The sequence below is a fragment of the Azospirillum sp. B510 genome (assembly GCF_000010725.1).
Lineage (GTDB): Bacteria > Pseudomonadota > Alphaproteobacteria > Azospirillales > Azospirillaceae > Azospirillum > Azospirillum lipoferum_B.
On record NC_013855.1, the window covers coordinates 166,481 to 184,821 of the forward strand.

General features: G+C 65.8%; 13 protein-coding genes and 3 pseudogenes. 2 read left to right on the forward strand and 14 right to left on the reverse strand.

The window, feature by feature from the left end; all coding sequences use genetic code 11:
- Positions 1-46: 46 nt before the first annotated feature.
- From AZL_RS16165 to AZL_RS16210, 10 genes and pseudogenes are all read right to left on the reverse strand, one after another.
- Positions 47-405, reverse strand: a pseudogene (locus AZL_RS16165) (ISKra4 family transposase); the annotation flags it as partial.
- Between the two features lie 21 nt (positions 406-426).
- Positions 427-854, reverse strand: a pseudogene (locus AZL_RS16170) (transposase); the annotation flags it as partial.
- Positions 855-1,168: 314 nt separating this feature from the next.
- Positions 1,169-2,029, reverse strand: a complete 861-nt coding sequence (locus tag AZL_RS35595) for a hypothetical protein (protein WP_148219441.1) — start codon at positions 2,027-2,029, stop codon at positions 1,169-1,171.
- Between the two features lie 270 nt (positions 2,030-2,299).
- Positions 2,300-2,440: a hypothetical protein gene (locus tag AZL_RS36335; RefSeq protein ID WP_158305985.1), complete on the reverse strand. Its 141-nt coding sequence runs from the start codon at positions 2,438-2,440 to the stop codon at positions 2,300-2,302.
- Between the two features lie 226 nt (positions 2,441-2,666).
- Positions 2,667-2,852: pseudogene (locus AZL_RS34385) on the reverse strand (IS5/IS1182 family transposase); the annotation flags it as partial.
- 99 nt (positions 2,853-2,951) lie between these two features.
- The gene (locus AZL_RS16190) at positions 2,952-4,193 is read right to left on the reverse strand and encodes an ATP-grasp domain-containing protein (RefSeq protein ID WP_012975576.1); all 1,242 of its coding nucleotides are present in this window, start codon (positions 4,191-4,193) and stop codon (positions 2,952-2,954) included.
- Positions 4,190-4,966, reverse strand: coding sequence for a hypothetical protein (locus AZL_RS33480; protein ID WP_052293698.1), 777 nt, complete (start codon positions 4,964-4,966; stop codon positions 4,190-4,192). The genes AZL_RS16190 and AZL_RS33480 overlap by 4 nt, the downstream gene beginning before the upstream one ends.
- Position 4,967: 1 nt before the next feature.
- On the reverse strand, positions 4,968-6,035 hold the full coding sequence (locus tag AZL_RS16200; protein WP_012975578.1) for an ABC transporter substrate binding protein: 1,068 nt from the start codon (positions 6,033-6,035) through the stop codon (positions 4,968-4,970).
- Complete coding sequence (locus AZL_RS16205; protein WP_012975579.1) at positions 6,032-8,035, reverse strand: MFS transporter; 2,004 nt, start codon at positions 8,033-8,035, stop codon at positions 6,032-6,034. Before AZL_RS16205 ends, AZL_RS16200 begins: the two co-directional genes overlap by 4 nt.
- Positions 8,035-8,811, reverse strand: a complete 777-nt coding sequence (locus tag AZL_RS16210; RefSeq protein WP_012975580.1) for a hypothetical protein — start codon at positions 8,809-8,811, stop codon at positions 8,035-8,037. Before AZL_RS16210 ends, AZL_RS16205 begins: the two co-directional genes overlap by 1 nt.
- A gap of 536 nt (positions 8,812-9,347) precedes the next feature.
- On the opposite strand from AZL_RS16210, the gene AZL_RS16215 reads away from it, so the two are divergent.
- Both AZL_RS16215 and AZL_RS16220 read left to right on the forward strand, forming a co-directional pair.
- Positions 9,348-10,361, forward strand: coding sequence for a response regulator (locus AZL_RS16215; protein WP_012975581.1), 1,014 nt, complete (start codon positions 9,348-9,350; stop codon positions 10,359-10,361).
- A gap of 132 nt (positions 10,362-10,493) precedes the next feature.
- Positions 10,494-11,561 (forward strand): helix-turn-helix domain-containing protein, encoded by a 1,068-nt coding sequence (locus tag AZL_RS16220; RefSeq protein WP_012975582.1) that lies wholly within the window; start codon positions 10,494-10,496, stop codon positions 11,559-11,561.
- Between the two features lie 221 nt (positions 11,562-11,782).
- Here AZL_RS16220 and AZL_RS16225 read toward each other — a convergent pair whose 3' ends face one another.
- The 4 genes from AZL_RS16225 to AZL_RS16240 are packed head-to-tail and all read right to left on the reverse strand — an operon-like array spanning position 11,783 to position 18,340.
- The gene (locus tag AZL_RS16225) at positions 11,783-12,367 is read right to left on the reverse strand and encodes a TIGR00645 family protein (protein WP_012975583.1); all 585 of its coding nucleotides are present in this window, start codon (positions 12,365-12,367) and stop codon (positions 11,783-11,785) included.
- On the reverse strand, positions 12,364-12,957 hold the full coding sequence (locus AZL_RS16230) for a type VI secretion system tube protein Hcp (protein ID WP_012975584.1): 594 nt from the start codon (positions 12,955-12,957) through the stop codon (positions 12,364-12,366). The genes AZL_RS16225 and AZL_RS16230 overlap by 4 nt, the downstream gene beginning before the upstream one ends.
- Before the next feature lie 7 nt (positions 12,958-12,964).
- Entirely contained in the window at positions 12,965-14,095 is a 1,131-nt protein-coding gene (gene tssA / locus AZL_RS16235; RefSeq protein ID WP_012975585.1) for a type VI secretion system protein TssA, read from the reverse strand.
- A 30-nt stretch (positions 14,096-14,125) separates the two neighbouring features.
- The gene (locus tag AZL_RS16240) at positions 14,126-18,340 is read right to left on the reverse strand and encodes a type VI secretion protein IcmF/TssM N-terminal domain-containing protein (RefSeq protein WP_012975586.1); all 4,215 of its coding nucleotides are present in this window, start codon (positions 18,338-18,340) and stop codon (positions 14,126-14,128) included.
- Between the last annotated feature and the right edge of the window lies 1 nt (position 18,341).

The following is an 18,341-nucleotide window of genomic DNA, read 5'->3' on the forward strand; positions in this document are numbered from 1 at the left end:
GAAAGCCGGTGACCGGTCGCTGAGACCATCGCAAACCTGGGGGCCGTCAAGCCGCGCGGCGAAATGGTCGGCGGGCGTATGGCTCGGCGACGGCATGATCGGCGGCAAGTGTGTCGTTCATCACCGCGGAGCGGACCTTCAGCATTTGGTGAGCACCACGCGGCGACCAGCGCATCTGCTGATTGGCGCCCATGCGCCGGTGCGGCAGGCGCCGCACTGTGCTTTCGATCGTCGCCGTGGAGATGGGCTCGCCCCGGCCGACGACGTAGGTCTCCAGGGCGCGCAACAGCGTCACCACCTTCCGGGCCTGCCGGTTGTCGCGGCGGCTTCCACGAGGGCGTCGAGGTCGGTCAGGGTGTCGCCAATCAGGACCAGCGCCCGCTCCGTCTGCCCATGCCAGAGTCGTCAGCGGATGTGGGACACGGCGATCACCGCGTCCGTCACCGTGGAGATCAGGTCGGCTGAGACCTCGATGCCGTAGAGCTCCCGCAGGAGAGCTCCCGCAGGTGCCCGGTGATCTCCCGCGTCGACATGCCCCGGGCGTACATCGACACGATCTTTTCGTCGAAGCCGGGGAACCGTCGCTGGTACTTGGCGATCAACGCCGGATCGAATGTGCCCGTCCGGTCGCGGGGGATGGACAGCTCCATCGACCCGCTCTCGGTCAGCACCGTCTTGCGGCCGTGGCCGTTGCGACGGTTGCCGCTCTCATCACCGGCAAGGTGATGATCCAGTTCCGCCTTCAGCGCCCGTTCCGTCAGCGCCTTCTTCAGCTGATCAAGCAAGCCGTTCTGATCGAACGCCGTCTTGGCGTCGGCGCCAGCCAGAAGCTGGTCGAGGATCGCGTCCGGGATAACGGGCTATCTGCGTCGGGCCATAATGGGTCTCCTTCTGTTTCAGGATAACCCGCCGAGCTCGGAAGTCCGGATAGTCCCCTCTTCCGTGAACTCCGCCGTCACGCCGATTTGTGCACCAAAGTCCGCCTGAACGACAACTTTCCACCGCGGTGTCCGTCAACGCGCCAAGTTCCGCACCAACGTCCCCTCGCTGCCGTCCGTGCATCAACGCCAGCGGCGGGCATTCGTTCCGCGTCACCGACAGCCGATCGAATCACCGGCCGGCGACCACGAAGCATCCGCTCCGTGATCGCCAAACTTCACCGCCACTGTCACCCAAAAGCGTCGAGGGCAGCCTCCAAATACCCTTTGAACCTTCTGATATTCGGAACCTGCCTGTCCAGAAAATCCGCATACGCTTTGATGACCTGGCCTTCCGACTTAGCATTCTTTTCCATGACTTCCTTAATTGTTTTTTCCCATTTATCTTGGTCAAGCCCAGCTCCGAATTCCTGTACAGGCGGGAAAAACACACTCATCGCGCTTCCCGTAAAAATTCCGTCACGCACGTCGGGGAAGTTTTTCATCCTCTGGTCCCAGTTTTTGCACAACGTGCAGTAGCCACGCGCCCCGCCGTCGCCCAACACCAGCTTCATGAAATTTTCCTTGGTTGGTTTGGATTTCAAGCGGGCGATATCCGACAGAAATAAATCTATCTTTCCAAGGCCAGATATAATAACAGGATTAATATCTTTCTTCAATTTATCAATATAATGTTTCTTTTCCTCATTATATTCTTTCTGTAGGATGCTTTCGAGAGGGACTATGCTTTTTCTGTAGGAATCAGCCGCGTCCTCTACCGCTTTGGCTGCTTGCGCCGCAGCCTTTGGCATGAGCTTGTCTTTCGTAAATTTTTCAACCCAGGAGCTGGCCAGGTCGGCGATGTCCCTGGCATCGTTTGCCAGCGTCCTTAGTTTGGTTTTACAAGCCTTATCCGCGATTTCGTAGACTTTTTCAAGTGAAGTAAGCGTGCCTCGATTTTTCATTTCGAAGGCATTCCAATCAACTTCATCATGCTTCTTCTTCAGATCTATAAGTCTGGCGCCGATGCCGGTCGACTTTGTCTTGGCAATAACTGGCTTACGCTTGGCCCAGTCCTTCGGAAGCAACCTGTCCGGATATTGAATAGTCATAGCTTTCATCTCCTCCACTAAGAAGTGCCGTCACACCCAGGCCCGCCGTTGCGATTTCAGGCCTGACACAAATTCATGGTGTTGCGCACAAGACATCGCTTTGCCAGGACGACTGGCTCGACAATATTGTGATGAATGGTGGATTGGGGCGAAAGACCATTTGCCTCCAACCTGGATCAAACCAAAGGGCTGCTGCGGCTTTTCCGGAACTGAACGGCGTTGGTGCACGGATGGCAGCGAGGGCGCACTGGATCTCTCCGAGACCTCGGCTCAGCCAACGCGGAGGCAGTTCGGGCGTGCTTGATCGATCATGCGGTTGAGGACGGCGACGCCGATGGCGGCCTCGGCTTTCTGGCCAAGCAGTGTGCGGGCACGATGCTGGTCGTCGAGACTGCGCTTGTAACGGGCCATCGCGGTTTCCGCCTTGCTCCGCATCCCATAGGCGGTCTGTCGTTGCCATCCCAGGCGGCCGCGCTCGGAAACGCTCTGGATGTGGCGGCGACGATGGTGTCGGTCGCCGCATCGACGGCCAGATGGAGTTTCCGCCAGGTCCGGCGCCCGCGCACGCCATGCTTGTCGCGGTGACGTTGGTGCAGAACTTGGCGCGTTGACGGACACCGCGGTGGAAAGTTGTCGTTCAGGCGACCTTGCGGGAGGCCGGCATGCCGAGGCTGGTCACCATGTTCATGACCTTGCAGCCGACCGCCGCCTCGACTTTCCGGGCAGGCAGAGTCCGGGCGCGGAGGCTACGCCCGATCAAGGTCTTGTACCGCAACATCGCCACCTTCCCGAGCGATCGGCGTCCGTAGCCGAACGCCCGCTCCTTCGGCTTATGCTTGCCGGTGATCTTTTCGAATTACCTCGTCCCAGTGCAGGTCATACGGAATGTGACCCATCTGTTCCTCCTTGCTGATCGGTTGTTTCAGGGTGTGACTATAGGTTGAAGTTTCTTTTCCATTTCGCGGATCTCCATCCAGTCGCGCTCGAACACGGAGCGGTCGGCATGGGAAAGGTAGACCTTCGCCAAGACCTGGGTCAGATCGAGCGTAGGAACGATCCGGGCACCGACGCGCGGCACGATTCCATAGCCGCGGACGCTTTCGAACCGGTCCAGCACACCGAGATCGGGGAGCGCCTCCACACGGCCCGAGACCAGCACCGGCAGGTAAAGCACCATGGCCTCGGCCAGGAACCGGTAGTGAGCATCGAAGCCACCGGGGCAGACTCCGCTGTCGAATGCCTCCACCAGCAGATCCACCTGATCGTGGCCGGTGCCATGCCCCACAGCCGTGGTGGATCCCGCCGGTCCCATCGCCCGGGCGGCGATCTCCACCAGCGCCGGTCCGCGGGAGGTCAGGCGCACTTCGGCATGGGCGGCGCCATCGGTGATCTCCAGCGCGTCGAGGGTGCGCCGGACATAGGTCATGAGCTGGATGGAACGTTCGTCATCCGGCGGCAGGAGGCGATAGCAATCATACACGAAGGGCGAGCCGTTCAGCGTGCGCTTGGCCGACTGCAACACGTCGCAGACATAGTGCCGGCCATTGCGGCTTACCGTGTTGACCACATATTCGGCGCCGTCCAGATAGGTCTGCACCAGGGCGCGCCGGTTCGGCGTGCCACAGAAATTGCGGCTGGAGAGAATCGATTCCACGGCCAGCCGCAACGCCGGCGCGCTGTCACAGAAATAGACATGGTCTGTCGAGGCGCTGTCGAGCGGCTTGGCGACCACCGGCCAGCCGGCGCCCGCCGCCCATTCCAGCGCCTCCGCCCCCGACTCCACCATGGCCTGCCGGGCCGTCAACAGGCCGGCGGCGCCCAGGCGCTCGATCATCATGTACTTGTTGCGACGCGCCGCCGTCAACTTTGGCGTGTTGCCCGGCGTACCCAACGCCGCGCTGAGCGCGTCGGCCAGTTCCACAGCCGACTCGTTGCCGGGCAACACGAAGGAGGGTCTGTGCGGGCGCATCCGCTCGGCCAAGGCCGGGAGGTCGCCGTCGAAGAGGATCAGCTCCTCGAAGTCGCCGGGAACGTAGCTGAGAAGCAGCGACGGCGCGAGGTCGGGGCTGCTCTGCACCGCGATCACGCGGTACCCGCGGGCACGCAACCGCGGAGCGAGGAGATGTCCGGTCGAATAGGGATCGACGACGATCGCTGTTTTCATGGGAAGGCCTCCAAATCAGCGGGAACGGCCGGGCGGGCGTAAATCATGAAGGGTTCGTCGCCGTGGAAGGTGACGGCGTGACCCACCAGCCCCGCCTCGAAAGCGACGTTCTGCGCCGGATGATCCGCGATGCGCAGGGCGCGCTCGGTTGCCGGCTCGAAGGACGGCGGCGGCGCTCGCATGTCGCGGTGCAGCAGGTAGCGCAGACGACCGCCGTGCATCACCAGGATGCGGCGGGCGGTGAAGCCGGAAGCCAGCATGTTGGACAGGCTGACCGGATTGGACAGCGCCACCCGGCTCAGCAGGTGCGGCCGGCCGGCTCCCAGCGCGTACAGCGTGCGCATGGTCACCAGAAGGCGCTGGAGCCCGTTGCCCCGGAAATCCGTGTGCACCATGCAGCTCGACATGTGGGCGGTGGCCGTCACAGCGGGGCCGCCGCCCGGCAGATCATCGGCGAAGGCGGGCATCCCGGGTTGCGGCAGTCCGAGAACGGCGCAGCCGATGAGGCGGCCGCCGCCCGGCGCGGCATGTGTTTCCAGCCCCAGTGTGACGCCACGCTCGGCCATATGCAGGCCGGCGAAATCCGGCGTCTCCGGGAAATAGGCGTCGATGTCAGGCAGGCTGCCGAAGATCACGGCACGGAACGCCTCCAACGCCGGAAGGTCATCGGCGTCAAGGAAACGGACATTGAAGGGAATGCCGGAAGGTTGTCCGTTGCAGAGGTGCAGTATGCCCTGCTGGAGGACCTGGAACCGGGAGAATGCGACCGGCATGTCAAGCATCCTTGATGATTTCGGCGATGTTGAGCAGGCGCATCGGCGGGTAGAGATCGAGGCGTTTGGCGGTGTCGATGCGCAGCAGCAGGGAGAAGCGGTTCAGCGTCTCCACCGGCACGGCGGCGGCCGGGCGGGAGCCGGTCAGGATGTCGTATGCCTTCACCCCGGCAAAGCGGCCGACATTGATCGCCGGACTCACCAAGCCCATCAGCAGACCGGAATGGCGGATCGGAAGTTCGGTCGAGCAGAAGGTGGCGACATTGTTGGCCAGCGCGGCGTCGGCCACCGCCTGACTGTTGTTCGACGCCACCAGCGTGTCCGGACCGATGTAGACCAGTTCCGCCCCGGCCTTCGCCACCTCCCTGATGACGTCGGGAATGGCGTTGGCGTTCGGCTTGCCGGACCCATCGCGGGGAATCGCGCCGTCGATGACCTCCACACCTTGTCGGCCCGCCTCCTCCCTCAGGTCGCGTACCGCGACGATCATGTTCTCCTCGGCCGGATTGTAAACGGCCGCGATCTTCCTCCAGCGCCGGTAGGCCAGTATCGTCTTGAGCTGGACAGCCACAGGTGCGATGTGGCGGGTGCCCGTCACAGCCCGGCCCGGCTGCTCCAGCGATCGGATGATGCGCGAGGCCACGGGGTCGGTGACGGAGGTGAAGACCACCGGAACGCCGGTCAGGAACTTCGAAGGATCGGGATCGTCGTATCGGCCGACGGCGGCCAACGTCAACGGCGTGAACACGGTGAGCACAAGATCCGGCTTGGCGGCACGAATCTCCGGCAGCATCGCGGCGACGGCGGTCGCCTGCGGCACCTCGCGCACATCGATTTTCGCCTGCATGCCCATCGATTCCAGCAGCTCGCGGAATCCGAGCACGTCGCCAACGTCCTTGCGCGGCGTCAGCACGACGATGTTGGCGGGCCGGCCGCCGCGGCCGGGCATGCCCTGGCCGGATGCCGGCGATCCCGCCGGGACACCCGTCGCCGCGACCGCAGCCGGGCCGGATGCCAGGAGCGCGCCGGCAGTGCCGAGGAGCAGCGAGCGTCGGGTCACGAAGGTCATGCCGGATCCTTCCGGGAGAGGGCTGCGGAGGGCCGACCGCCGAAGGTGGTCGTCAGGAGAAGCTGGACGACGACACAGGCAGCCAGCACGATGCCGATGCCCTTCATGGCGCCGTGGTAGCCGTAATGGGCGAGGAACAGCCCGGCCAGGAAAGGTGCGACCACCGAGCCCAGGCGCTCGATCAGCCGGAACATGCCGATTACCGTGGTCTCGCCAAGCGTCGATCGCTCACGCACGCAGGATTCCGCCAAAAGCGCCATCTGCGGGGTATTGACCAGCGCGTGGGCGAGGCCAAGCAGAGCGACACCGGTGATTGTCAAAGGCAGCGTACCGGAGATCGACAGCACGTACGCCGATCCGGCGGCGGTCACGCCCCCGATCGCCAGGAACGGCGTCCGCCGGCCGGAACGGTCGGACAGGTGCGCCACCAGCGGCGACACCACGATCATCATCAGCCAGTAGAGAAGAAGCACGCGGCCAATCCAGGACTGGCTGACCCCATTGTCGTCCAGCGCCAGCGGCAGCAGGAAGAACAGCAAGGCGGTCAGACCGAATTTCGCGGGGACGGCGCTGAACAGGGTCACCGCCACGAAGCGCGGATTGGCCAGGCACATGCCGAAATCGCGCGGCGTCAGCCCCCGTGTGCGGGCCTTGCCGCCCGCCCCGGCATGCTTGGGCAGAACGCGCCACGCCATCAACGCCGCCGCCACGGCAAGCATCGCGGAGACGATGAAGGTCATGCGGAAGCCGACCTGGTCGGCGATGACACCCCCGATGGCCGGACCGCAGACGCCGGCCGTCAGGATGCCGCCGGCATAGAGCGCGATGGCACCGGCTCGCCGGCGCGGATCGGTGGCGTCGATCACGAAACCCTGGGCCGAGATGAAAACGCTGGCATACCCCACTGCGGTCACGCAACGGGCAAGGATGAGCTGGATGAGGTCCGTCGCCAAACCCGATCCCAGAAGCCCCAGCGCCGACAGGGACGCGCCGATCAGGAACACGGTGCGGCGGCCCCGGCGCTCCGACACATTGCCGGCGACAGGCTGGGCGAGCGCCCAGATCAGCATGAACAGCGCAATCGGCGCGCCGATGACCAGCTCCTTGCCGAGGCCGGGCACCGGCTCGAACAGGTCCTTGATGTAGACCGACAGAAAGGTGCGGGTCAGTTCCTCTGCCAGGGAGAAGACGAAGACGGCGAAGCGCAGTTCGCCGATGCGCTGCATGGTCGTGATGCGGCCCCCGGCGGCCGACGCCTCCGCGCCGTCATCGCGCAGATACGGGGCGGTCTCGGCCGTACTGCATGCGGCGTCGAGCGCACGGTCCATGGCGCGGCCGAGGTGGCCCACCTCGTCGCGTCCGCGCAGCCCGGTCCGCAGGTTCAGCCTGCCTTCCGCAGCCTCCTGAAGGACGTCGCCCATCCACTGTAGCGGTGCGGTCACCGAACTGCCGACCACCAGCAGAAGAATCTCAATGTTAAGAAGAATGGCGACGATCAGCACCGACCCGAGATCGAAGACCATGTCGTTCAGTGCGGCTTCGACCGATCCCGCCGGGACGCCCACATGCAGGAGCGCCGGCACACCGCCGCCGCCAACGGCCAATGCGGCATCGATATAGCGCCTGGCGACAGCGCCATCGGCGTCGCGAGCCGCCAGCGTATCGCCGCTGCGCGCGTCCGGCGCGCCGGCGAATGCGGCGATGCGGTCGCCGACCATCAGCGCGATGTAGTTTACGTCGGGATTGACCGCCAGGGCATCGGCCAGGATCTCGTCCACCCCGGTGAGCTTCTCCACCTCGAAGCCCAGCGACACCGCCCGGTCGATCTGCGCGACAATGTAGCTGCCGACGACCTCCGCCTTACGGGCCAGTTCCGGCTCCGCCTGGGGGCGAAAGAGTGTGTTGAAGTGAGATGTCTGGACAACCAGGCTGACGAGCATGAGAACCGACACGAGGCCGGTGAGCAGCCAGTTCAGCCGCTTGATGAACGTGAGTTCCATCACGCAACCTCCACCGGCGCCGACTTGCGTTCGCCCGTGCCTTGCCCGCTTCGCGTGGACACCCGGTCCAAGAATCCGGCGAGCCCTGGAGCGAACGCCGCGATCTCCGGCGGAACGACCGGACATTCGCCCTCGGCCGCCGCCTCGACGATGATCGCCGCGTCCCGCAGGCAGCGCTGAAGACGCCGCATCACCAGCCAGACGACAATCATGCTGATGACGTAGCAGGTGGCGAGATTGATCGCACCGAAGGTCGCCAGCTCCGGAATCGTGCCGCGGATGCCCGCGCGCACGGTGTCCAGGGAATAGGTTAGCGCGACGCCTCCAGCCACGCCGCCATAGGCGTTGCCGATGCCGATCAGCAGCACCTGAGAGCCGCCGTCGACGATCTTCGCCCCGCGGTCGGTTTGGCCGTCGCGGCGGAAGGCCGCAAGCCAGGAGTCGGGCAGCGTGCCCCGGACCGCATTGCTTCCCGCCGCACCCAGCACCTCGCCCCGGTCGTTGAACAGCATCAAACCGGTGATCTGAAGGTCGCGCACCAGGGCGCGCTGAATCATCTCGTCGAGGTTTCGCAAGGCATTCAGCGCAACGCCGAGGTTCACCGCGCCCTCAACCTCGCCGGACAATCCATGGGCGACGACCCGGAAGCGCGACGCCACCGTCTCCTCCACCATGCGCTCCATTTTCAGGTACGAGAGCACCGCGGTGGAGGCGAGCGCGAAGCACAGTGCCACCTGAAGCAGGAGCATGATCTTGGTCGACAGGGTCAATCGCATTGTCGGTCGGTCGGTCGCTTGGCTGATCGCGGATTTGTCTGCCCGGCCTGGAACCCGGGTTCAGGCGAACTTAACGCAATTCCACAAACCTCGCGGACGAGACGGGTCCAGACTGGACGCTTCGGGCGTGCAACAGCCGCAGCAACGATACTTCATGAATTTTGGTGCTCAGCCGTCCCCGAGACCGGTCATCGGGGTCTCCCGACCGCTCCCCTCGTTTCCCGTCAAAGTTTCCTATGGAAAGTTCCCGGTTGTGCAGACCGTAGGCGCTGGCGAGGGTGGCAACCAATTCGTACTATCCCGCTTGGTTTTCGCCAATGGATCGGGAAGGTCACATGGACGATCGGGGCCGTTTCTCCTGTCTTATCCGGCGCGGGGGCGGAGCCACGGTCGAGGTGACGCCGAGCGCCGCAGGGCGCGCATCGCCATCACCCCCGCTACCTGCAAGATGTTGATCCCACTGGAGACTCGGGGAGCGGCTGTCCGTTGCGGCGCCCGACTATTGGCCTGGCTTACATCGGAGCCTGGAGGGGAGGATGATGCGGATCGAAATCGAGCGACCGTTGACGTGGCCGATCCGACCGGTAGAAACCAGTGCGGAGCTTCTTGCGCCGGGCCCTTCCATATTGATCGTTGGCCACAACCTCCCAGCGGCCAACCGCGTGCGCGAGAGTTTCGCGCGCAACGGTCATCACATTCAGGTGACCTGCGACATCGTCCAGGCGCTCGACACGCTTGAGACCGACGCCTCGATCGGCGTCGTCGTCGTCCAGATGGTGATGCCGCATTTCGACGGGCTGGCACTGGTCGAACGTATGCAATCCTCCCTCGGCAACCGTTCCGTCCAGTTCATCATCCTGGCGTCTGGCGCCCAGGTTAGGGACGTGGTGCGCGCGATACACCTTAAAGTCGTGGATTTTGTTGATGATCCGGAAGATTTCGGCCGGTTGCACGGCGCTCTGGTGCGGGCGCTGTCCGTGAGCCAGACCACGCGCGACGCCCCGGCCCACGACGCTGCGCTCGACGAGGCCTACCGGCACGGAATGGCCATGATCGCCGCCGTGAAGGCGCTGCGCGAGCGGCACGCCTCCACCGCTCGTCACTCCGTTACCGGAACGGCAACCCCGTCCGCACCGGCGATCAGCATTGTTCCCATGACCAAGGCGAAGAAGCCTGTTCCGATCCGCCCGGAATCGGACCATGAGCGGTTGCGCGCACTTCGCGCGCTCCAGCAGTGGCAGGCGTCCCGCGACAAGTTCTTCCCGAAGGATCTCTTTGAAGATCCTTGCTGGGCCATGTTGCTGGATCTGATGACCAACCACCTGCTCGGAAAACGGATCTCGGTGTCATCGCTGTGCATGGCATCCGGCGTGGCGCAAACGACCGCCTTGCGCCGCATTTCCAATCTGAAGGACTGCGGACTGATCCGCCGGGTGGCGGACGACCAGGATGGCCGGCGGGTCTTCGTCGAATTGACTGACGAGGGCATCGCCGCCATGTCCCGCTACATCGAGCACATCCAGTCGACCAATCCGCCTCCATTCAGCTGACCGCCTGAAGGACCTGCCGGCCGGTCCGCAGACCGCACCAATGAGGACTGTTTGGGCATCGACAACCGCGATGCAAACCCGCGACACTCGGGAAGGCCGGACAATCCTGAAGCGCGTGGCCGCGGGGGCTGAATGAGTGATCGGAAGTTCAAGGAATTGATCGTGCTGTCCTCGGCCGATCAGGCTGGCGACGTTGGCCGCAGGCTCCCCAACCAGCCCCCGGCCCCGCGCGATGAGATGGACCGCCAGAAGCTTGCCGAACGCCTGCGGGAGCAGGGCTGGAGCTACCGGCGTATTTCCGAGGAGTTGCAGGTCTCCTACGTCCTGGTGGCGCGCTGGCTCGGCGACGGCCCGGTGCCGCAGGCGGCCCGCGTCGCCTCTCCCTCAAAAACAACATCAATCCCGGCGGAAACACCTGTGCCGGCCCCTAAAGGGAAAGCCGCCAAGGCTGCCGCCACCCGGACCGCCGCCGCGGACGACGACAGGGATGTCCTTGCCCTCCAGTTCCAGGCGTTCGAGCAGTATGTTCGCGATGTCATCGCCACGCTCGACGAGCGTCACGAGGCGATGATGAGCCGCCAGGACGAGTTGATCCGCGCCCTGGACGAGGAGCGCGGCAACGCGCGTGCCCGCGAGGAGGAGCTTCTGGGTGCGCTGGAGACCGAACGAGCGCGCTGGTCCGAGGCCGAGGAGCGCTTCCGCACCGAATTGGAGCAATTCAAAGAGGAAATGCGGGCATCCGGCGGGTTGCCTGGCAAGAACAGCGGCGAGGACACCGCGGACGACGATCCCTTCGGCTTCAGCGATGATGCCGAGGAGAAGGGCGGCAAGGATCCGTTCGATTCCGACGACGGGGAAAGCGGAATGGACCCCTTCAGTTTCGACGATGAGGAGGCGCAGGAGGCGAGCGCGGAGAATCCCTTTGGGTTCGACAATCCGGTCGATGCCTTCAACACCGAAAAGGATTCGTCTGAAACGGAGCAAGCCGTGACCGGGGGGGCGGGCGATCCCGAGGATGGAACCGCGGAGGACGAGGACCCGTTCAAGGGCTTCGACGACGAACCGGCCGACGACGAGACGTCCGCAGTCAGTGCAGACGCTTTTTCCTTCGACGACGAGGAACCCGCCGTCAAGGAACCAGAGCCGGAGCCGGACCCGCCAAAGAAGCGCAAGGGCCTGATGTTCTGGCGGCGCGGATAGCGGGAGGTCCGCCATGTGCGACCTTCCCTCCGCCGAACGGCGGAGGGAAGCGGCGGGTTTACGTTACGCTGATCCAGACGCAGAGCAGCACACAGGCGATCGGAATCACCTTCTGCGGCTCGGCATGCGCCTCGCCCGCCCCCAAGGCCAAGGAAGCGTCGAACAACGCCATCACGAGCGCGCAGGACCCCAAGCATCGCCATCCCTCGCCTTCGCCCCTGTCAGTGATCGAGCGCGTGGCTCTTCTTGACCAGGAAGTCCATGAATGCGAGCAGAACACCCGACGCCACGAAGGTGCCGTGGATGGCCAAGAGCCAGATCAGGTCGCGGTCTGACACCATCCCGACATGCATGAAGGACTTCAGCACCTGGATCGACGAGATCGCCACGATCGAGGCGATCAGCTTCACCTTCAGGCCGCTGAAATCGAGCTTCCCCATCCATTCCGGACGGTCCGTATGGCCGGCGACGTCGATTTTGGACACGAAGTTCTCGTAGCCGCTGAAGATCACCATCAGCACCAGATTCCCGACCATGGTCAGGTCGACCAGCGCCAGGACCACCAGGATGACCTCGGACTCGCTGCCTCCGGCCAGCTTTGGAAAGCCGTGGACGAACTCGACCGCGAAGCACCAGCCGATCATGCCGAGTGCACCGACCAGACCAAGGTAAAGCGGTGCCAGAAGCCAGCGGCTTTGGAACATCGCCTTTTCGAGCAAATCTTCGATCCGCTTTGCCAGTCCGCGTGGAGCCTGGACGGGAGCGCCTGTCGGCGGGTCCGCCGGCGTAACATGAGCGTGTGTCATTTTTTCTTTGCCACCTTGATTTCAACCGGAACGTTCTGCGGTTGGCCGTTCTTGTAATGGACGTAAGTCATGTTGAGTTTGGTGAAGGACAGCGAGATCGTCTCGTCGCCACTGTTATCGGCGCTGGTGCCGGCGCTGACCGTGTAGGACGTGACATGGACGTCTGTCAGAACGATGGTCAGGAACTTGTCGAAGCCGATCGTGCCGCCGGCGAGGCCCGACTGCTCGGCCGATGCTTGCGTGTCTATCGGCCGCAGGAAGTAGATCGTGGCCTCGGCGCCCGGCACGGGATCGGCGAACGCCGTCTTCAGCAACAGCGGCGAGGCCATGTCGATGGGCTTGCCGAGGTCGACGCTGTCGATCCCGACCGTGCGCGGCTTCGACCGCGGCTTCACCTTGCGATAATTTTCCTGCATCGCTGCAATGCCATAGACGTCGTAGTCGTTGTCCTCGACCGCCGCGCCGTATTCCAGAGAGCCGGCGTCGTTCGTTCCGGTTCTCATGTCGAACTTGGTGCAGAAGATCAGGTTGCTGTAGCCCTGGAGCAGCGAATCGCCGGCAATGCCCGGATATTTGAGAAGAATGCGCATGGCGGGTTCACTCGTCCTTCAAGCGCAGCACGGAGAACATCCTCCCAACCTCGCCACGGTCGCCCAGCAGGTCGGCATAGAGTTCCGGCAACGACAATTGACCCCAGGAGGCCGCACGGCGCACCAGATAGGAGGTCGGGCTGTGCGGTTCCTCCTGCTCCAGATAGTCGGCGATCTGCCGGAGCATTCCATACGCCTCTTCCCGGTTGCGCGGACCGCCGGTCCAGGCGGCCCCAGCCGGATGCGCCGCAGCACCCGGCGTCGTGGCGGCATCGCCGGTTCCGGCGGCTTCGGATGCGGCTTCGGGCGCGGCGACAGACGCGGTCGGTTCGAGGGTGACACCACGTTTGCGCAAGACATCCTCCTGGAACCGGCACAGCTCCTCGACCGTGCGCTTGATACGGGAGAGGGCGGGAGCGTTGCGGCCGGCGAGCCGGTCCAGCGCCGCGCCCAGCGCGTGCGCCGCCGCCTCGGCCGCCTTCAGGCTGTCACGCTGGGCGACGTAGAAGTCCGAGGGCGTCTTCTCGACGTCCTTCACGATCCGCTCCACCGGCACTTCGCCTTCGGCGATGGCGGCCTTGTAGGCGCGTGCATCACGGCCCGCCAGCTTGCGCAGGCGCTGGGCGTTCTGCCAGTCCTGGAGCCGGAGCCCCGACTTGGCGCCCGGTTCCGGCAGAGCGATGGGCAGCGCCAGGAGGTCGCGGGACAAGCGCTCGTCCAGCCAAAGCAGGGGCGCCAAGCGCGCCTCGGTGTCCCCGTCCTCGTCGATGCGTGGGTAGAGGCCGTCCCAAAAGGCATCGACAAGGCCGGTGAGCATGGACAGGCCCGGCGCGATGGCGGCGGGTCCGTGCTGCTGCACCAGCGCCTGGACCAGCCAAACGGCAACCTGGAGATCCTTCGAACGGCTAGCCAGCAGTTCGGTTGCGCCGACCACGACACCCTTCCAGTCGGCCCGCTTGACGTCGTCGGTCTGCCAGATCCCCTTGTCCGTGTCGTCATCCATGCGCCGCGCCTCCGCCAGCGCGTCGAATTCCGGCTCGTAGCGGATGTCCTCGCCGGCCGGAAGATCTCCCGGAATCGGCGCGAGAATCCGTTCGGTGTCGATGAGTGGGCGTTCAGCAGTCCGCGCGTCGGTCATGGCGTTGGCCGGCATCCGTTCGTTGACATGTCAGTAGACGCGCTGGTTGGCCGGCCGCAGCAGCGGCGGCACGCCCGGCGGAGCCTGGAGATCGAAGAAGGCGCGGTCCGTCGGGTTGACCGCCTGACCGCCGAAGGTGGCCGAGGGGAAGCCCGTCAGCCCCGCCGGAGGCGCCCCTGGAAAGCCCGGCCGCGGCATGGCGCCGGCCGACAGCAGTAGCGGCGCCGACGACGGAAGTTCGAGCAACGCCACCTTCTCGTCGCGCGGCGGCTTGCCCTCGGTCACGATGGTCCGCTTGGCGCCCAGCGCCATGAAGACCCGCGTATCCGCCCTCCGCGCGTCGGGCGCGGAAAGCGCCCCCGGCTTGCCGGGGAGCGGGGCGGCACTCAGAGGCAGCGGCCCCTCCCGCTTGGCTTTGTCCTCGGCCTCCTTGCCATCCGCGTCCTCGACGACCGGCACCGCCTTGGTCAGCGCTTCGAACAGAAGGACCGTATCCGCCCCGGAGGAACGGTCGCGCTGCGCGGCGTTGTGCTGGCGGACCAGCGCGAACAGCGCCCAGGGCCCCTCGTAGGCGAAGGTCAGCGTGGCGTCGTCCACGGCGGACGGTGCACCAATGCCGGTCACCGGCACGACCTTGCCGTCCTTCGCCCAGCGCAGTGACACCGCAACGCGGTCGCCGGGGTACCAGCGCAACGGTGCCCGCGCGCCGATGTTGGCGATGGAGCCGGCAGAGGTGGAGAGCTTCCATTCGATGATGTTGGTGCCGCCGGCCTCCCGGCCGCGGTTGACGCGGAAGGTCGGGTCGAGCAGCAGGCCACCGGTCTGGTCGGTGACGGTGGCCGCCGTCAGCGCCGGCTTGGCCATCGCCATCGTCTCCATAAATCGCAGGGCGTCATGGCCGGCGGTACCCAGGCGGGTGGAACGGCGCAACCCCTCGATCACGGAGCCCTGGCGGGCGTCGAAGGCATCGTAGAAGGCCCGCACCATGGCGACGTCGGCCTGGTTGTCGCTGATCGGGCCGAAGGGGAACCGGCCGGCCAGCGATGCGTTGAATGCCGCCGCGATCTCGGCATAGCCCATGTAGACGCGCTGGTCGCCCATCAGGCGGCAGCGGTCGGCGATGGATTGCTTCAACTCGTTCAGGCGGCTGGCGAAGAAATCGCTGGCCAGTGCGTCGAACTGCGCCGTGTCCCGGCAGCTGGCGGCATCGATTGCGGCCACGTCGGTGGTGACAAACTTCTCCAGGACGGCCAGCGTGCTGTTCGGGCGGCCACCCTCATAGCGGTCGAGCTCGGCGACGATGCGGGCCCACTTGGCCGAAAGACCGGAGCCCTCGCCACCGCCCATAACGGGCTTCTCCAGGATTTCGACGACCGGCGCCGCGACGTCGCGGGTCAGCGCCGTTACCTCCTGCCGCGCGTTGCCGAGATACAGGGCCAGCGCCGTCGGGCTCTGCTGGCCGAACAGCTGGGCGGGAACCAGCGGCCCGTCGATCCAGGCATTCAGCGAGCGGGTATCGGGGCGGTAGAGCTGGTCTTCCTCCAGCATGCGGTCGGCCTGGGCGAGCACGGCGTTGGCCTGCCGTGCGACGATATCGCGGATGGCGTCGGCCGACGTGGCCAGACCGATCTGCCGGAAGTTCTGGATCGTTTCGGCCAGCACCGGGAAGGCGAGGCGCAGCGACCGCGCCGATTCCCGGAGCTGGGTCAGCCCGCCGGCGCGGTCGATGGTGCCGCCGGCAGGGGTTCCCGCCAACGCACGGGCAAGGATTTGCTCGACACCGCGGCGGAGCTGATGCTGCGCTGCGGCGCGCATGGATGGACGCAGGATCTGCGGAGCCTGCGGCAGGTCCTTGGCATCGAACAGCAGGTAATCCTCCAGCAGCGGCGGAATCGTCTCCAGAGCCGCGCGGTCCCAGGAGGCGCCGGCCGCCGGCGTCGCCGTCATGCCCGATGTCTCCCCCGAGCGCATGAATCGGCGCGCCGTCCAGACACTGAGCGTCTGGCGCAGGCTTTCAGCCGCCGGCGAGAGACGCGGTGCGCCGCTCGGCCCCTGGACCAGCAGTCGGCCGATCACCGAGTCCAGCGATTTACCGCCCGTCCCGGCCTCATCATACCGGCGTTGCGCCAGCTCCTTGATGTCGGCACGCAGCGTCGGGCCGAACAGCTCGGACTTCTCCAGGCGGTTGAGAAGGGTGTCGAACTCGGGCGGCAGCACCGGGCCATCGGTGCCGATCCAAGCGCCGTGTTCCAAATTCAGGCCGCGCGCGGCCTCATCCAGGCCCGCCAGCACCTCGGTGTAGGAGGTTGCGGCGTCGGCGCCGGTGCGCGCGCCTCCCGCCAGCAGCTCAAGCTCGCTGGCGGCAACCGAAAGACGGGCCACGGCGAGACCGCTCATGGCAAGCTCACGCAGATAGGCGTCGGCGAACTGGCGGAAGCGGCTCGTGACTTCACCGCGATAGGCGGCCAGGTCGATCGGCCGCTGCGCGCCGGGACCGGGGGCCGGGACGGCACCGCCCATTGGCGGCACGTCGACGCCCCAGCCATGCAGCCGTGCGGAGAAGCCGCGCGCCCCGGTGGAGCCCAGCGAGAACTCCAGCGCCTCGTCGAGCGGCATATTGGGATCACGGGAATCGACGGTGTTGTAGGCCCTGGCCAAGCCTTCGGCGATGCCCACCTCGGTGGTGAAGGCGCGCAGCCGGTCGAATCCGCCCGCACCGATCTGCACGCGAAGCGGGTCGCGGGTCAGGCGGCGCAACCGGTCCTCGGCGATATCGCGCATGGTCGCCAGCGTCAGCCGGCGATAACCGACGGCCAGTGCACGGGCCACATCGTCGGGCACGCCGCTGATCCAGGCGGCCGGCAGCGGATTGAACGGCGGGTCCTGCGGCAGGGTCGCCATGCCCTGAACGAAACGCGCGGCGGCATCGGCATAGATCGGCGGCGGCGGCGCGCCGGCCTGAATGGCAGCGCGCTGGTCGGAGAGCTGCTGGAGGTTCGCCGGGATGTCCGAAAGGATCGGCACCAGCTGGTCCGACAGCGTGTTCACCCGGTGCACGCCGATCCACAGGAGCAGGATCGCGGCGGCAGAGGCGACGGCGGTGCCGACCGGCCAGGCATGGTGGCGCAGGGCACGGGTCGCGGCGAGCGCGCGGGTCGGCTTGGGCAGCCCCGCCTCGGGGAAGATCTTGCGGTTGAGCAGGTCGCGGCCGAAGACGGCAGGCGTTTCCGGCGCCGTCCGGCCAACGAAATACAGGCCGCGGACATACAGCGTTTCCTGGTAGGCGGTGCGCTTGAAGGCGATGCCGAGCATGGCGCGCAGCGCCGCCTCCGTCCCGGCCAGCCGGTCGATCAGCGCCACGAGCTGCGCCCCGTCCTCCCGAGATGCCGCGCCGAACACTTCGAGCTGGAGGGCCAGCATGCCGGCAGCCATGGACTGAAGCGCCTCACCGACGAAGTCAGGCCTGAACACCGTCTCCAGCGCGTAGGAGGACGACCAGCCGAGCATGCCGTCGCGCATGGGCTCGGGCAGCGCATCGACGAACAACGGGAAGCCGGGAATGGCATCGCAGCCGGTGACCACCACATAGACCGGCAGCGCCAGCCCGAGAGTGCGCTGGATCTCCCACAGGCGGGCGTAAAGCTCGGTGCCGCGCGCGGTGGCGCGGCGGACATCGTCGAGTTCCTCCAGCGGTACGGTCAGGATCACGCCGTCGACCGGCATCATGACGCGATAGCGGGCAAGCTGGTCGAGCACGCCCTTCCATGCCACACGGGCGTCGTCGATGTCGATTACCACCGCGCGGTCGTAAAAGCGCCAGTGGAAGCCGAAGGGCCGGTCCTTGGACTCCACCGGCGGCCGCACCTCCTCGGCGCAGGTCAGCAGGCCGCCGTCGTCCCCGGGGACGACGCCGGTACGCAGATACCAGGGGACCAGATAGACGTTGCGCGACAGCGTTTCGCGATAGGCCGCCAGTCCCTCGCGGAACAGGCGGCGGAGGTCGCGCGTGCCGACGATGGGCAGCGTCGCGGGCAGCCCGGACGCTCCCGGCCCCGCGGCGGGATCGGCGCCCTCGGGTGCCGGCAGCGCTTTGACCTCGCCCGGCGGCTCGGCCGGCTGGCGGCCGGCGCGCAGCAGGATCACCGCCATGACAGCGATGATGGCGAGGACCACCAGCAGCAGCGCCGCGAAGAACCACAGCTGGTTCTGCGCGATGCCCGCCAGGACGGTGCCGAGAATATCCATG

Bases quoted from the DNA above. Each gene is read 5' to 3' on its own strand.
- AZL_RS16215 (WP_012975581.1), top strand. From the start codon at position 9,348: ATGATGCGGATCGAAATCGAGCGACCGTTGACGTGGCCGATCCGACCG.
- AZL_RS35595 (WP_148219441.1), bottom strand. From the start codon at position 2,029: ATGACTATTCAATATCCGGACAGGTTGCTTCCGAAGGACTGGGCCAAG.
- AZL_RS16225 (WP_012975583.1), bottom strand. From the start codon at position 12,367: ATGACACACGCTCATGTTACGCCGGCGGACCCGCCGACAGGCGCTCCC.
- AZL_RS16230 (WP_012975584.1), bottom strand. From the start codon at position 12,957: ATGCGCATTCTTCTCAAATATCCGGGCATTGCCGGCGATTCGCTGCTC.
- AZL_RS36335 (WP_158305985.1), bottom strand. From the start codon at position 2,440: ATGGCCCGTTACAAGCGCAGTCTCGACGACCAGCATCGTGCCCGCACA.
- AZL_RS33480 (WP_052293698.1), bottom strand. From the start codon at position 4,966: ATGCCGGTCGCATTCTCCCGGTTCCAGGTCCTCCAGCAGGGCATACTG.
- AZL_RS16210 (WP_012975580.1), bottom strand. From the start codon at position 8,811: ATGCGATTGACCCTGTCGACCAAGATCATGCTCCTGCTTCAGGTGGCA.
- AZL_RS16200 (WP_012975578.1), bottom strand. From the start codon at position 6,035: ATGACCTTCGTGACCCGACGCTCGCTGCTCCTCGGCACTGCCGGCGCG.
- AZL_RS16205 (WP_012975579.1), bottom strand. From the start codon at position 8,035: ATGGAACTCACGTTCATCAAGCGGCTGAACTGGCTGCTCACCGGCCTC.
- tssA (WP_012975585.1), bottom strand. From the start codon at position 14,095: ATGACCGACGCGCGGACTGCTGAACGCCCACTCATCGACACCGAACGG.
- AZL_RS16220 (WP_012975582.1), top strand. From the start codon at position 10,494: ATGAGTGATCGGAAGTTCAAGGAATTGATCGTGCTGTCCTCGGCCGAT.
- AZL_RS16190 (WP_012975576.1), bottom strand. From the start codon at position 4,193: ATGAAAACAGCGATCGTCGTCGATCCCTATTCGACCGGACATCTCCTC.
- AZL_RS16240 (WP_012975586.1), bottom strand. From the start codon at position 18,340: ATGGATATTCTCGGCACCGTCCTGGCGGGCATCGCGCAGAACCAGCTG.